Genomic DNA, 13382 nt, shown 5'->3' on the forward strand with positions numbered 1-13382 from the left:
TTGAGCGTCCATGAGCACGCTGAAGGACCGCCTGACCGCAGACATGCGCGCCGCCCTCAAGGCGCGCGACGAGCTGACCACCTCCACGTTGCGGATGGCGCTGGCCGCCGTCGGCAACGCCGAGGTCGCCGGCAAGGCCAAGCGCGAGCTCTCCGACGACGAGGTGCTCGCGGTGCTGACCAAGGAGGCGAAGAAGCGCCGGGAGGCGGCTGCCGCGTTCGCCGACGCCGGCCGCGCCGAGCAGGCCGACAAGGAGACCGCCGAGGGCGCGGTGCTCGACCGTTACCTGCCGAAGCAGCTCTCGGAGCAGGAGCTGACGGAGCTGGTGTCGGGGGCGCTGGCCGCGGGCGGCTTCACCGAGAAGTCCCAGATGGGCCCGGCGATGAAGGCGGCCCAGGCCGCGGTGGCCGGCCGGGCCGAGGGTGGTCGCGTCGCCGCCGAGGTACGCCGACAGCTCGGCCTCTGACCTCACCCCCGACAACACCTACATGGCTGTTTGTTTCATCAATACGACATTGGTTGCCGAGAGTGTTCGCCACCTCCTGTTGCGGTGACGATTGAATCGTGGAAGGCTTACTCGGGCCGGCTTGAAATCGTAACGGGGGCGTGATCGATACCGGTTGAAAGCGCGACCCTCGTTGCCTCAACTATCTGAGGTGGCCATGAAGCGGTTGGCTGTTACTTCCCTGTTCATTTCGACGTCCATAGGCGCCGTTGTCATCGCGCCCACGGTGGCGTCCGCTGACATCTCTATCCAGGCTACCTGCTCTCGCACGGTCAATGTGGCGAGCAGCGCGTACAGCACCGTCGATCCCATCGCCATGCCGTCGACCGGAAGTACCGCGTCGAGCACGAGCTGTGGAATGGCGCAAGGTGCCAACAGTAGCGCCGTTGGCGCCCTGCAGAGGGCCTTGAAGTACTGCTACGGCGCCAGCATTACGGTGGACAACGATTTCGGTCCGGCAACCAAGTCTGCCTTGGTGTCGGCTCAGAATCGTGAGGGCATCACCGCCGATGGGATCTATGGGCCGCAGACCCGGTCGAGCCTTACCTGGCGTACGGTGGGTGGTCGGTGCGACGAGGCTGCAAACCCCATCTACACCTGATTTTTGAGTTCTTTTTACCGCGGATGCGGAACGGGCGGGTACCCCGTGTGGGGTGCCCGCCCGTCGTCGTCGGTAGGGGTCAGTTGCCGTTCGGTGGCCGGCCCCCGGGTCCTCCCGGTCCTCCCGGCCCGCCGGGCGTGTTGCCGCCCTGGTTCGGGGTGCTGCCGCCGCCGCTGCTCACCTCGATGGTGACCACGCCGCCCTTGATGGTGCGGCCGTTGGGGCTGGTGCCGGCGACGGTGCCGGCCGGGCACTCCGAGGCGATCTTGTTGTCGGAGACGACGACGGAGAAGCCGGCCTCCTTGAGCTTGCCCCGGGCGCCGTCCACCGACTGGCACTTCACGTTCGGGATGGAACGCTGGTCACCGTTGATGATCTTGCCGTTGGGTGGGGTGAACTCGATGCCGGGCTTGCCCTTCATGGCGTCCCGCAGCGTCTGGTAGACCGCCGGGTTGATGCCGGTCGGCGTCTCGTCGTGACCCATCCTCTGGTTGGTCTGGGGCCAGTCCGGGTCGGCCATGATGCCGGCCACCGCGAACTGCTTGGTCATCACCACCAGGGCCGAGGTCTTGTCACCGTCGGTGGTGCCGGACTTGCCGGCCACCGGCTTGCCGACGATGCCCCGGACGTTGCGGGCGGTCGCCCCGGAGCACTTGGAGACCGACGACCGGTCACCGACCGGGCAACGGGCGGCGTCCACGGCGGCCCGGGCCACCTCGGTGCTGATCCGCTGCTCGCAGCGCGGGTTGGCGACGTCGAGCTTGTTGCCCTCCGGGTCCTTGATCTGCTGCACCGGGATCGGCTCGCAGTACTTCCCGTCGGCCGCCAGGGTGGCGTAGGCGTTGGCCAACTCCAGCGGGGTGGTCTGGGAGACACCCAGGGTGAACGCGCCCCACTGGTTGGCGCCGCCCTCCTTGGTGGCCCGGCGGGCGTCGTCGCTGCTGCGGAAGGTGATGCCGAGCTTCTGCGCCGCCTTGATCACGTTCTCCGCGCCGACCTGCTGCTCCAGCGGGACGAAGTAGGTGTTGACCGAGCTGCCGAAGGCGGTCCACATGTTGTGCACGCCGGCCATGCTCGCCGAGGCGTTCTTGGGGCAGTAGAAGTGCGTCCCCGGGCAGGCGGCGGGCGAGTTCTGCTCGACGATGTACTCCGACTTGAAGACCGGCGGCGAGTTGATCTGGTAGGCGAGCGGGATGCCCTTCTCCAGCGCGGCCACCATGGTGAACATCTTGAACGTCGAGCCGGCCTGGTAGCCGGTGATGCCCTGGCCGCCGCTGAGCAGCGGGTTCACCGTGTTGGGGTAGTTGCCCCGGATCTTCTTCTTGGCCTTCTTGGGGTCGCTGGAGAGCTTGTTCTGCGGCTTCTTCGGATCATCGATCTTGAAGTTCCGGTTGACCGACAGCGCGCGTACCCGACCGGTGCCCGGCTCGATCGCGGCGACCATCCGGGCGGCCTTGCTGTTCACCCCGAGGTTGCGGCGGACGGCCCGGTCGGCACCGTTCTGCGCCTGCACGTCGAGCGTGGTGGTGATGGTGTAGCCACCGCTCTTGAGCCGCCGCTCCCGGTCGTACGTGGTGGAGCCGAAGGTCTCCTGCGAAAGCCACCAGCGGTAGAAGTAGTCGCAGAAGAAGCCCCAGTCCTTCTGGTTGGTGGCGACGCAGCCGTTCGGGGTGCGCTTGTCCTTCACCACCAGCTTGGTCGCCTTGGCGGCGTCGGCCTCCTGCTGGGTGATGGCCTTCGTCTTGACCATGTTGTCGATGACGTAGTTACGCCGGTCGAGCGCGAGCGGGTAGCCGCTGCGGGTGGTCGGATCGTTGGTAGTCGGCGCCTTGACCATGCCGGCCAGCAGCGCCGCCTCCTCGATCTTGAGGTTCTTGGGGGACTTGCCGAAGTACACCTGGCTGGCGGCGAAGATGCCGTACGCGCCGTTGCCGAAGGAGGCGAGGTTCAGGTAGCGGGTGAGGATCTCGTCCTTCGAGAACTCCTTGTCGACCTGGAGGGCCAGCCGCATCTCGCGGATCTTGCGGGCGCTGGTGTCCTCGGTCGCGGCGACCACGTCGGCCGGGTGGGTGGCCGAGTAGGCGATGGCCAGCCGGACGTACTGCATGGTCAGGGTGGACGCACCCTGCTGCGAGTTGGTGCCGGACTGGTTGTTGACGAACGCCCGGGCCACGCCGTTGACGTCCACGCCGTTGTGCTTGTAGAAGTCGTGGTCCTCGGCGGCGATGATCGCCTTCTGCATGTACGGGGAGATGTCCGCGAGCTTGACGTCGCGCCGGTTCTCGTCGTACATGGTCGCCAGCGGGGTCTTGCCGTCGTTGGCGAGCAGGTAGCTGATCTGTGGCGCGCGGGCCACCGTCAGCTCCTTGGGCAGCGCGCCGAAGGTCTCGGCGCCGGCCTTGGCCGCCAGGCCGGACATCGCCACCGCGGGGAAGGCCGCCGCCGCCACCACCACACCGGCCAGCAGGCCGCAGATCAGTAGCGATGCGGCGTTGGTGAAGACATTGTGGTCACGTTTCCGCATCCAGGTCACCTCGACAGGGTACGCGAGTAGGGAACGAGGGGCGCCGGGGCGTTCTTTCCCCATTTCCTGCGCGCGCCGACCTCGTTGTGCTAAACGCACGACCCCCGGTGTGAGGTTGCGGGTGACCGCGCCGAGTCTCCACCGATCGGTGGAGCCCGCGCAGCGTTTTCACGTACTCCGACGGGGTAAGCGGCGATCGAAGGCCCGGGAAGCCGGGACTGTCCGGAATGTTGGATTTCGCCGACAACGTTGCGTAATCATGCGACTACAGAGCATGATGGTGGCGGCGACCCGAGCCACACGTCGTCCGTGCCTCCTTGGGGAAGGAACGGGCCGGACGACCGGGGGGAACGACGGCTGGTCGCACGAGTCGGTTGGTACTGCAAGGGGGGACGTGTACAGATGGGGATGATCACTGACTGGCCGTCGCTGGCGGCGTGTCAGAACGGAGACCCGGACGCGTTGTTCGTACAGGGCGCCGAGCAGAACGTCGCGAAGCGGATCTGCCGCAGCTGCCCGGTGCGGTACGAGTGCCTGGCCGACGCGCTCGACAACCGCATCGAGTTCGGCGTGTGGGGTGGCATGACCGAACGGGAACGCCGCGCCCTGCTGCGCCGGCACCCGCAGGTGGCGAGCTGGCGCAAGATGTTCGAGGCGGCGATGAAGAAGAACGCCAAGGACCGCAGCGGCAAGGACAAGATCCTGGTCACCACCGCCGGCTGAGACCCGACCGTGGTCCGACCGGACCACGGTCCGCCCGGCGCGGGCCCGGCCAGGTGGACCGGCCCGCAGGTCAGGGGTGGCTGATCGCCGCGCCGATCGTCCGCAGCCCGTCGACGTCGTGCACGTCGGCGGGCTGTGCCGTCACCGACACCGCCGGCACCGCCGGGAACGCCTCGGTGAACCGCCGGGCCACCTGCTGTTCGCGGGCCGCCTGCTGCGCCAGCGCGGCGTGCGCCCGCAACACGTCGACCGTGGCCTCGTGCCCGCCCAGGTCGGCCAGCCGGTCGGCCGCCGCCCGGCTGGCCGCCGCGTCCAGGGCCACCGCCGGCCGGTGCACCCGGTTGAGCACCAGCCCGGCCAGCGGCATCCGCTCCGCGCCCAACCGGCCGGCGAAGTAGGCCGCCTCCCGGACCGCGTCCGGCTCCGGCGTCGCCACCAGCAGGAACGCCGTCTCGCGGGCCTGCAGGATCCGGTACGTCTGCTCGGACCGCTGCCGGAAGCCGCCGAACATCGAGTCCAGCGCGGCGACGAAACCGGAGAGGTCGGTCAGCAACTGCGCCCCGAGCACCTTCTGCACCACCCGGGAGAACATCCCGAAGCTGGCGGTGACGAAACTGAACATGCTCCGCCCTCCGCTGCGGGCCGGGGCGAGCAGCAGCCGCAGCATCCGGCCGTCCAGGAAACGGGAGAGCCGGGCCGGGGCGTCGAGGAAGTCCAGCGCCGAACGGGACGGCGGGGTGTCCACCACGATCAGGTCCCACTCGCCCCGGGCATGCAACTGGCCGAGCTTCTCCATCGCCATGTACTCCTGGGTGCCGGCGAAGGTGGAGCTCATGGCCTGGTAGAACGGGTTGGCGAAGATCTCCGCCGCCTTCGCCGGGTCGGTGTGCTGGAGCACCACGTCGTCGAAGGTGCGCTTCATGTCCAGCATCATGGCGTGCAGCTCGCCGCCGCCGGCCTCCACGTCGATCCCCTTGACCCGGCGGGGGGTGTTGTCCAGCTCGGTCAGGCCGAGCGACTGGGCCAGCCGGCGGGCCGGGTCGATGGTGAGCACCACCGTGCGTCGGCCGTGCCGCTCGGCCGCCCGCAGCGCCAGCGCCGCCGCCGTGGTCGTCTTGCCCACTCCGCCGGCGCCACAGCAGACCACGATGCGCACGCCGGGGTCGGCGAGGATCTGGTCGACATCCAGCACGGGCGCCGCGTCTTCGGAAGGCACCAATCGAGCGTATCGGGCCGGTGGGGTCCGTGCGCCAGGGCCGACGTGAGGTGCGCGTCAATCCGCCCGACGGAGGATCTCGGCGAACGCCGCCAGCCCGGCCGAATCCACCCCGTCGGGCAGCAGTGGCAGCTCGGTCACCGGCCGCCCCAGCTCCACCAGGTCGGTCCGCAGCGAATCCTCCAGCTCCCGGCGTACCTGCTGGTCCCGTGCCTCGCCGGCCAGGCCGGCCACGGTCGCCGGGTCGGTCGGCAGGCCGGCGGCGGCCAACCCCCGCTTCAGCTCCGCCCGGGTCACCTCCCGGCCGGTGGTCGACGGCGGGCGGGCCGCGTTGACGATCACCCGGCCCACCGGGAAACCGAGCTGGGTCAGCTCGGCGATCGCGTCCACCGTCTCCTGGACCGGCATCTCCTCCAGCAGCGTCACCACGTGCACCGCGGTCATCGGGGAGCGCAGCAACGCCGACACCCCGTCGCTCTGGGTCTTGATCGGGCCGACCTTCGCCAGCCGGGCGGTCTCGGCGGTGACGTTGAGGAACCGCCCGATCCGGCCGGTCGGCGGGGCGTCCAGCACCACCGCGTCGTACACCCGGCGTTGGCCGGCGGTGCGGGTGGTGGCCTCCTTGACCTTGCCGGTGAGCAGCACGTCCCGCAGACCCGGGGCGATGGTGGTGGCGAAGTCGATCGCGCCGAGCTTGCGCAGCGCCCGGCCGGCCGCGCCGAGCTTGTAGAACATGTCGAGGTACTCCAGCAACGCCTCCTCGGCGTCCACCGCGAGGGCGCGCACCTCGCCGCCGCCGGGGGCGTCGACGAGGTGCCGCTCGGCGTACGGCAGGGGATCGACCCCGAAGAGCTGGGCGATCCCCTGCCGGCCCTCCACCTCGACCAGCAGGGTGCGGCGGCCACCGGCGGCCAGGGCGAGCGCCAGCGCCGCCGCCACGCTCGTCTTTCCCGTGCCGCCCTTGCCGGTCACCACGTGCAGGCGGGACGGCCACCCGGTACCGGCCGGGTCGGCCGGCCGCTCTGCTGCTCGCACCGGTCGAGCCTATCCACCCCGCGCGGTCAGCCGACCTCGCAGACCCACCAACCCGTCTTCCGTACGACGGTGAACCGCAACGGCTGCTCGGCGATCTTCTCGTCGGCGGTGGTCATGGTCAGCGTGGTGGAGACGGTGGCCCGGTCGCCGTTCTGGCTGTCGACGGTCGGGCTGGACCAGCGGAACCGCGGGTTGATGTAGGTGGTGGCGTACTTCTGCACCTCGGCCACCTTGGCGTTGATCTTCTGCGGGTCGCGGGACTCCGCGCAGACGAAGTTGGCCGCCCTGCCGGCGTCGCGTTCCTGGTAGACGGCGGTGAGGAAGCCGTCCACCGCCACCGTCGGCTCCTTGGCCCCCTCACCGCCCTCGGCGTCGCGAAGGGTCAGGAAGGCGAGCGTCCCGCCGCCGCCGCAGAGCACCACGGCCGCCGCCAGCGCGAGCCAGGCGGCCAGCGGGCCGCGTCGCCGCGCCGGGGTCGCCGCCCGGTACCCGGGGTGACTGGTCGACGGCGGCGCGCCGACACCTGACGGGGAGAGGCCGGGAGCGGTCGTCCCGCCCGGGTCTGGTGGGTCGTGCCGTGGCGGTGGTCCGCCTGGCGATCCGCTCGCGCCACCGAACGGTGGATGGGTCATGTGGTCCCCCGGGGGATGGGGCGCCGTCGCCGCCCCTGGCGACGACGCGGGTACGGGCGCGGCGGGCGACCCCTGATCGCCCGTCCGAGGCGCAAGGGTAACGGTCGATGGGCGGCGCGTGGCGGACCGCTCACGACCTGCTGTGGATCGCGATCGTTTTCCGGACCAAGCGAGTGTCGCATATGTGACTTTGCGTAATCAACCGTGCGCGTCCCGTTGTCCCCGTGTCGGGCGGGGTCCTACGTTCGTCCGGGTGTGGGGGAGCGGATCGGGTCGGCACCCGGTCCGGACGGCGGTCATTCACGGTACGAGGCCGGAGGAAGGTACATGCGCGACGCGGAGAATATCGCCCGAGCCCACTTCTCAGCACCAGGAGACCGGGGGAGGCGGGGAGGTTCGGCCGGTGACGCGGACGCCCCCGGCACGGGGCTGCCGATGAACGAGCGCTCCTACCGGCGCTGCGCCGAACCGACCGAGGTGCTGCGGATGCTCGGCCGCCCCGGTGACCGTGGCCGGGACGACGAGGAGCCCGGCTACGTCATCCACCTGCCGATCCGGGTGGCCGACCTGGCGGCGGCGACCGCGCTGGCCGGCACCGTGGCCACCTCGCTGGGTTTCCTCGTCGAACTCGACGCCGGCGAGACCACCGTCTCCACCGCCGACGACCAGAACAACAGGCACCGGGTCTTCTGCGACCTGCTGCTGCCCGACCGGTCCCGCTGCCCCCAGCCGTACGACCACACCGGGCAGTGCGGCGAGCTGCCCACCGCCCCCGAGCAGCGTCCCGCGCCCCGGCCGTCACCCGGACCGTAGGCTGTCGACGACACAGTCCACGCCAGGCAAGGGAGCCTTCCACCGATGCAGAAGTGGGAATACGCCACGGTCCCGCTGCTGGTCCACGCGACCAAGCAGATCCTCGACAACTGGGGCGAGGACGGCTGGGAACTCGTCGCCGTGATCCCCGGCCCGAACCCGGACCAGCTGGTCGCGTACCTCAAGCGGCCCAAGGGCTGAGGGTCCGACGATGAGCAACGGACCCCACGCCAAGCTGGCCGAGCTGGGCCTGGCCCTGCCCGAGGTGGTGCCGCCGGTGGCCAGCTACGTCCCGGCCGTGCAGTCCGGTCAGCACGTCTACGTCTCCGGTCAACTGCCCGTCGCCGAGGGGAAGCTGCTCGCCACCGGGCAGGTCGGCGCGGGTGTCTCGCCCGAGCAGGCCAAGGACCTCGCCGAGCGGTGCGCGCTGAACGCCCTCGCCGCCGTCGACTCGCTGGTCGGCCTGGAGAACATCGTCAAGATCGTGAAGCTGACCGGCTTCGTGGCCTCGGCACCGGGCTTCCACGGCCAGCCGACCGTGATCAACGGGGCCTCCGACCTGCTCGGCGCGGTCTTCGGGGAGGCCGGCCGGCACGCCCGTTCGGCCGTCGGGGTGGCCGAGCTGCCGCTGGACGCCCCGGTCGAGATCGAGCTGATCGTCGAGGTGGCCTGACCCCACCGCCACTCCCCGCGAGGTGACCCGCCCGGTGGGTCGAAAGCCGTGAAGGGCCACAAACCTGTGGGCCGGTTCGGCAAGATCGCGGGGAGTGGCGCACAGGGTCGTACGATCGCAGCCATGACCGGGCATGTGACGGCACCGCCGGCCGCGCTGGCCGACCGGCTGCCGCAGTGGGTGACGTTGCTGCGCGCCCCCAACCCGGGGCCGATGACCCTGGAGGGCACCAACACCTGGCTGCTGCGCGCCCCCGACGCGCAACGGGCGATCGTCGTCGACCCCGGCCCGGCCGACGAGGGACACCTCGCCGCCGTGGCCGCGTCCGGGCCGGTCGGGCTCGTGCTGATCACCCACGGGCACCCCGACCACACCGAGGGTGCCCCCCGGCTGAGCGACCTGCTCGGTGGGGTCCCCGTGCTCGCCGTCGACCCGGCACACACCGTCGGCGGCAACCCGCTGACCGGGGCGGCCGGGCAGCTCGACGGGCACGGGTTGGGCATCGATCTGATCGCCACCCCCGGGCACACCGCCGACTCGGTCTGCCTGCAGGTGTCGTACGGCACCGAGCGGGTGGTGCTGACCGGGGACACCATCCTCGGCCGGGGCACCACCGTCGTCGCCCACCCCGACGGCCACCTCGGCGACTACCTGGCCAGCCTGGAGCGGCTGTCGGCGTACCGGGGCATCCCGGCGCTGCCCGGCCACGGCCCGGCGCTCGCTGACTGCGGCGCGGCGGCCGACTTCTACCTCGCCCACCGCCGGGCCCGGCTCGACCAGGTCCGGGCCGCCGTCGACGCGGGCGCGCGCACCGCATCCGAGGTGGTCGCGACCGTCTACGCCGACGTGGACCGGTCGCTGTGGTGGGCCGCCGAATGGTCGGTCCGCGCCCAGCTGGAGTACCTGGGAGTGGAGCAGCCGTGACCTGCCCGGTGTGCGGCACGCTCGCCGTCCCGGGCGCGCGGTTCTGCCACAACTGCGGGGCGGCGCTGCCGGCCGCCGCCGGCCTGCCGACCGCCGAACGCCGGGTCGTCACCGTGCTCTTCGGCGACCTGTCCGAGTTCACCTCGTGGTCGGAGGACCTCGACCCGGAGCGGGTCGGCGCGGTCACCGACCGGGTGCTCGCCGCGCTCGCCGGCGCGGTCAAGACGTTCGGCGGGCACGTCGACAAGCTCACCGGCGACGGCATCATGGCGGTCTTCGGCGCGCCCGTGGCCCACGAGGACGACGCCGAACGGGCCGTCCGGGCCGCCCTGTCGATGCAGCGGGCGGTGCGTCGGGTGCTCGACGACGAACGCGGCGGCGGCGCACCGCTCGGCCTACGGGTCGGGCTGAACACCGGCGACGTGATCGCCGGCATCCAGGCCGCCATCGAGTACACGGTCATCGGGGACACGGTGAACACCGCCGCCCGGCTGGCCGACGCCGCCGCCGTCGGCGCGATCTACGCCGGGGCCCGCACCTCGTCGGCCACCCGGCACGTCGCCTCCTGGCGGGTGCTGCGTCCGCTGCGGCTCAAGGGCAAGCGCGAGCCGGTCGAGGCGTACGAGCTGCTGGGCCTGCTCGACGCCCCCGGCACCCGGTCCGGGCTCGGTGACGAGGCGCCCTTCGTGGGGCGGGAGACCGAGATCGGCCGGGTCGCCGGCCGGCTCGCCGAGGTGATCGACCGGGGCGAACCCCGGGTGCTGCTGATGACCGCCGAGGCGGGGATCGGCAAGTCCCGGTTCGCCGCCGAGGTGGAACGCCTCGCCGCCGGCTACGACGTCGGCGCGGGCCGGTACGCCGCGCACAGCGGCGCCCGGGTGCTCTCGGTACGCTGCGCCGCCTTCGGTGAGCGACGTCGGCTGGCCCCGCTGGCCGACCTGGTCCGGGCCGCCGTCGGCCTGCCCAGTGACACCTCCACCGCGCTCACCCGGCCGGCCGTGGAGGAACGGCTGCGCCGGCTCGCCCAGCGGCTCGGCCGGCTGCGCCCCGACCCGCCACCGCTCGCCGGTGACCAGCTCCTGGCCCTGCTCGGGTACGCCGAACTGCCCGCCGGCAGCCCCGGCGACCAGGGCGGGTGGGGGGCCACCCCGCCGACCGCCGACGCCGAGGCGGTGCCGGTCGCGGTGGCCGGGCTGCTCAACGCCCTGGCCGCCGAGGCGCCGCTGGTGATCGTGGTCGACGACCTGCACGACGCCACCGGCGAGACGATCGCCGCCCTCGGCGCGACCCTGTCCCGACTCACCGGCCCGGTCCTGGTGATGCTGCTGGGCCGCCCGGAGCTGGTCCGGACCGCCGGGGCGTTGACCTGGATCGCCGACGCCGAGGTGCAGCCGTTGCCGCCACTGCGCGGCGCGGACGCCTCCCGCCTGCTCACCAGCTATCTCAACGGCGGCAGGCTGCCCCAGGCCGACGCCGACCGGCTGCTCGCCACCGCCCAGGGCAACGCCTTCTACCTGGCCGAACTGGTCACCCTGCTGCGCGAACGGGGGGCGTTGACCGCCGGCCCCGACGGCGGCTGGCGGCTGGTGCCTGGGTCGCTGGGCAGCCGGCTGCTCTCCCGGGACCTCGCCGCCGTGCTCGCCGCCCGCATCGACGCGCTCCCGCCGGAGGCCCGGTCGGTGCTGCGGGACGCCGCCGTGGTCGGCGACGTGGTGCCCACCGGTGCGCTGGAGGCGCTGCGTGAGCAGCGGACCGGTCCGGCCGGCCGGCCGGGCGCGGTGGCCGCCGTCGAGCTGGAACGGGCCGTGGAGGAGTTGCTGCAACGCCGGATGCTGCACCGCACCCGCAGCGGCTTCGCGTTCGCCACCCCGCTGATGCGGGAGGCCGCCTACGCCGGGGTGAGCAAGGCCGAACTCGCCGAACGGCACGCCGCGCTGGCCCGCTGGGCGACCGGGGTCCCCGGCGCGACGGTCGCCCCGCCTGGCGGGTTCACCGACGCGGCCCGGGACGACTTCGTGGCCGAGCAGGTCGAGCGGGCCGCCGTCCTCGCCGACGCGGTGAAGCTCCGCCCGGACTCGCCGGCCCGGACGGTCGCCGGGCTCGGGGTGGCCGCGCTGGGCCGGGCCGCCCGCCGGGCGTTGCAGGACGGCGAGCCGGCGCTGGCCGTCGAGCACGCCGAACGCGCCGCCGAGCTGGCCCGCGAGGGGATGCCCCCGGCCGACCGGTTGGTGCACGCGCGGGCGTTGCTCCAGGTCGGCCGGGTCGGTGACGCGCTCGCCTTCGCCGAGAAGATCGCTGCCAACGCCGGTGACGACGCCGGCACCCGGGCCAGCGCCCTGCTGCTCGCCGGCCAGGCCCAGCAGACCCAGGGCGACCAGGCCCGCGCGACGGCCTGCTGGCAGGAGGCGTTGCAGGTGGCCACCGACGGGAAGGTGACCAACCTGCGGGCCTCGGCGATGCGCCGGCTCGGGATGGCCGACTTCGTCGCCGGCCGGCTCGGGCAGGCGAGCAGCCGGCTCGCCGCCTCCTACCAGATCAGCCTCGCCGCGAAGGACCTGCGCGGGCAGGCGTGGGCGTTGCAGAACCTGGCCTGGGTCACCACCACCCGGGGGGACTTCGCCGGCACCGACGCGGTGCTCGGCCGGGCCGCCCGGCTCTTCGCCGAGCTGAAGGACCCGTACGGGCGGGCCTGGTTGCGCGGCACCACCGCCTTCGCCCGGCTGCTGGCCGGCCGGCTGGGGGAGGCCTGCCGGCTGGCCGGGGTCTTCCTGCCGTTCGGGGAACGCGTCGGCGAGGCGTGGGCGGTGGGCACGCTGCGCGCGGTCGAGGCGTTCGCCGGGGCGGAGATGGGTGAGGTGGCCGAGGCCGACCGGTCGGCCCGCCGGGCGTACCGGGACTTCGCCGCCGTCTCCGACGACTGGGGGCGCGGGTTCGCCCTGGTGGTCCGGGGGGTGGTGGCGCGCGGGCTGGGCGAGCCGGAGCACGCGGCCGACCTGTTCACCGACGCCCTCGCGTACGCCGGGCGGACCTCGCATCCGCTGCTGACCGGGATGGCCGGCACGTTGCGCGGCTTCGTGGCGCTGGACATGGGCGACTGCGAGACCGCCGAGCGGGACGCCCGGGCGGTGCTGACCGCCGTGGAACCGCACAACCCGCAGGCCCCGGCGCAGGCCGCCCCCCGGGTGCTGCTGGCCACCGCCCGGCTCGCCGCCGGTGACCCGGCCACCGCGGTCGGGTTGCTCGCCCCGGTGGCGACGACCGCCGCGAAGACGCCGACGCTGCTGTTCTCCCGCCGGCAGACCCTCGCCCGGTACGCTTCCGCGCTGCTCGCCCACGGCCAGCCGGAGCAGGCGTTGGACTGGGCCCGGCGGGCGGTCGCCGCCCCGGCGGAGGACGTCCGCAGCCAGGTGATCGGCGCCGGGGTGCTGGCCGAGGCGCTGGCGGCCTGCGGTCATCCGGCCGAGGCGTCGGCCAGCGCGCAGGAGGCGGTGCGGCTGGCGTACGCCACCGAGCAGCGCAGCGAACGGGCCAGCGCCGACGCCCTGGCGGCCCGGCTCGCCGACGGGGTCTGACCGGTCGGTCGGCGGGTGCCGGCGGGTCCAGCCGGGTGGTCCGGCGGGTCCTGATCGTCGGTGGACGGTAGGTCTGTCGGTTCCGGGGATGTGCGCCTGTCGGCCGGGACGGTTAGCGTGTCACTTCACGCGACCGCCACTCGGTGCCGGTCGCGCCGTCGGGT

General features: G+C 72.6%; 12 protein-coding genes. 8 read left to right on the plus strand and 4 right to left on the minus strand.

Going from position 1 to position 13382, the window contains the following annotated elements; all coding sequences use genetic code 11:
* The first annotated feature begins 10 nt into the window (after positions 1 to 10).
* Together ACN267_RS26575 and ACN267_RS26580 are read left to right on the plus strand one after the other, a co-directional pair.
* Positions 11 to 466, plus strand: a complete 456-nt coding sequence (locus tag ACN267_RS26575) for a GatB/YqeY domain-containing protein (protein WP_088643824.1) — start codon at positions 11 to 13, stop codon at positions 464 to 466.
* Positions 467 to 662: 196 nt separating this feature from the next.
* Positions 663 to 1106 (plus strand): peptidoglycan-binding domain-containing protein, encoded by a 444-nt coding sequence (locus tag ACN267_RS26580; RefSeq protein WP_421490506.1) that lies wholly within the window; start codon positions 663 to 665, stop codon positions 1104 to 1106.
* A gap of 79 nt (positions 1107 to 1185) precedes the next feature.
* On the opposite strand, the gene ACN267_RS26585 is transcribed toward ACN267_RS26580, so the two are convergent.
* A complete protein-coding gene (locus tag ACN267_RS26585) occupies positions 1186 to 3630 on the minus strand; it encodes a penicillin-binding protein (RefSeq protein ID WP_421489918.1) in 2445 nt (814 codons plus the stop codon).
* A gap of 402 nt (positions 3631 to 4032) precedes the next feature.
* On the opposite strand from ACN267_RS26585, the gene ACN267_RS26590 reads away from it, so the two are divergent.
* Positions 4033 to 4353, plus strand: a complete 321-nt coding sequence (locus ACN267_RS26590; protein ID WP_145922143.1) for a WhiB family transcriptional regulator — start codon at positions 4033 to 4035, stop codon at positions 4351 to 4353.
* A 70-nt stretch (positions 4354 to 4423) separates the two neighbouring features.
* Here the strand turns inward: ACN267_RS26590 and ACN267_RS26595 are convergent, their stop codons facing one another.
* The 3 genes from ACN267_RS26595 to ACN267_RS26605 are packed head-to-tail and all read right to left on the minus strand — an operon-like array spanning position 4424 to position 7236.
* Positions 4424 to 5572 carry an ArsA family ATPase gene (locus tag ACN267_RS26595; protein WP_421489919.1) on the minus strand — a complete coding sequence of 383 codons (1149 nt, stop codon included), beginning with the start codon at positions 5570 to 5572 and terminating at the stop codon, positions 4424 to 4426.
* A 54-nt stretch (positions 5573 to 5626) separates the two neighbouring features.
* The gene (locus tag ACN267_RS26600) at positions 5627 to 6604 is read right to left on the minus strand and encodes an ArsA family ATPase (protein WP_204957415.1); all 978 of its coding nucleotides are present in this window, start codon (positions 6602 to 6604) and stop codon (positions 5627 to 5629) included.
* A gap of 26 nt (positions 6605 to 6630) precedes the next feature.
* Positions 6631 to 7236, minus strand: coding sequence for a hypothetical protein (locus tag ACN267_RS26605; protein WP_204957416.1), 606 nt, complete (start codon positions 7234 to 7236; stop codon positions 6631 to 6633).
* 327 nt (positions 7237 to 7563) lie between these two features.
* On the opposite strand from ACN267_RS26605, the gene ACN267_RS26610 reads away from it, so the two are divergent.
* The 5 genes from ACN267_RS26610 (at position 7564) to ACN267_RS26630 (ending at position 13218) form a co-directional block, all read left to right on the plus strand.
* Positions 7564 to 8049 (plus strand): hypothetical protein, encoded by a 486-nt coding sequence (locus ACN267_RS26610; RefSeq protein ID WP_204957417.1) that lies wholly within the window; start codon positions 7564 to 7566, stop codon positions 8047 to 8049.
* Positions 8050 to 8094: 45 nt separating this feature from the next.
* Positions 8095 to 8250 carry a DUF4177 domain-containing protein gene (locus ACN267_RS26615; protein WP_088643831.1) on the plus strand — a complete coding sequence of 52 codons (156 nt, stop codon included), beginning with the start codon at positions 8095 to 8097 and terminating at the stop codon, positions 8248 to 8250.
* 10 nt (positions 8251 to 8260) lie between these two features.
* Positions 8261 to 8722: a RidA family protein gene (locus tag ACN267_RS26620; RefSeq protein WP_204957418.1), complete on the plus strand. Its 462-nt coding sequence runs from the start codon at positions 8261 to 8263 to the stop codon at positions 8720 to 8722.
* Between the two features lie 123 nt (positions 8723 to 8845).
* Complete coding sequence (locus ACN267_RS26625; protein ID WP_421489920.1) at positions 8846 to 9646, plus strand: MBL fold metallo-hydrolase; 801 nt, start codon at positions 8846 to 8848, stop codon at positions 9644 to 9646.
* On the plus strand, positions 9643 to 13218 hold the full coding sequence (locus tag ACN267_RS26630; protein WP_204957420.1) for an adenylate/guanylate cyclase domain-containing protein: 3576 nt from the start codon (positions 9643 to 9645) through the stop codon (positions 13216 to 13218). Before ACN267_RS26625 ends, ACN267_RS26630 begins: the two co-directional genes overlap by 4 nt.
* The last annotated feature ends 164 nt before the right edge of the window (positions 13219 to 13382 follow it).

This window comes from Micromonospora sp. WMMD734 (genome assembly GCF_049178975.1).
GTDB classification, from domain to species: domain Bacteria; phylum Actinomycetota; class Actinomycetes; order Mycobacteriales; family Micromonosporaceae; genus Micromonospora; species Micromonospora wenchangensis.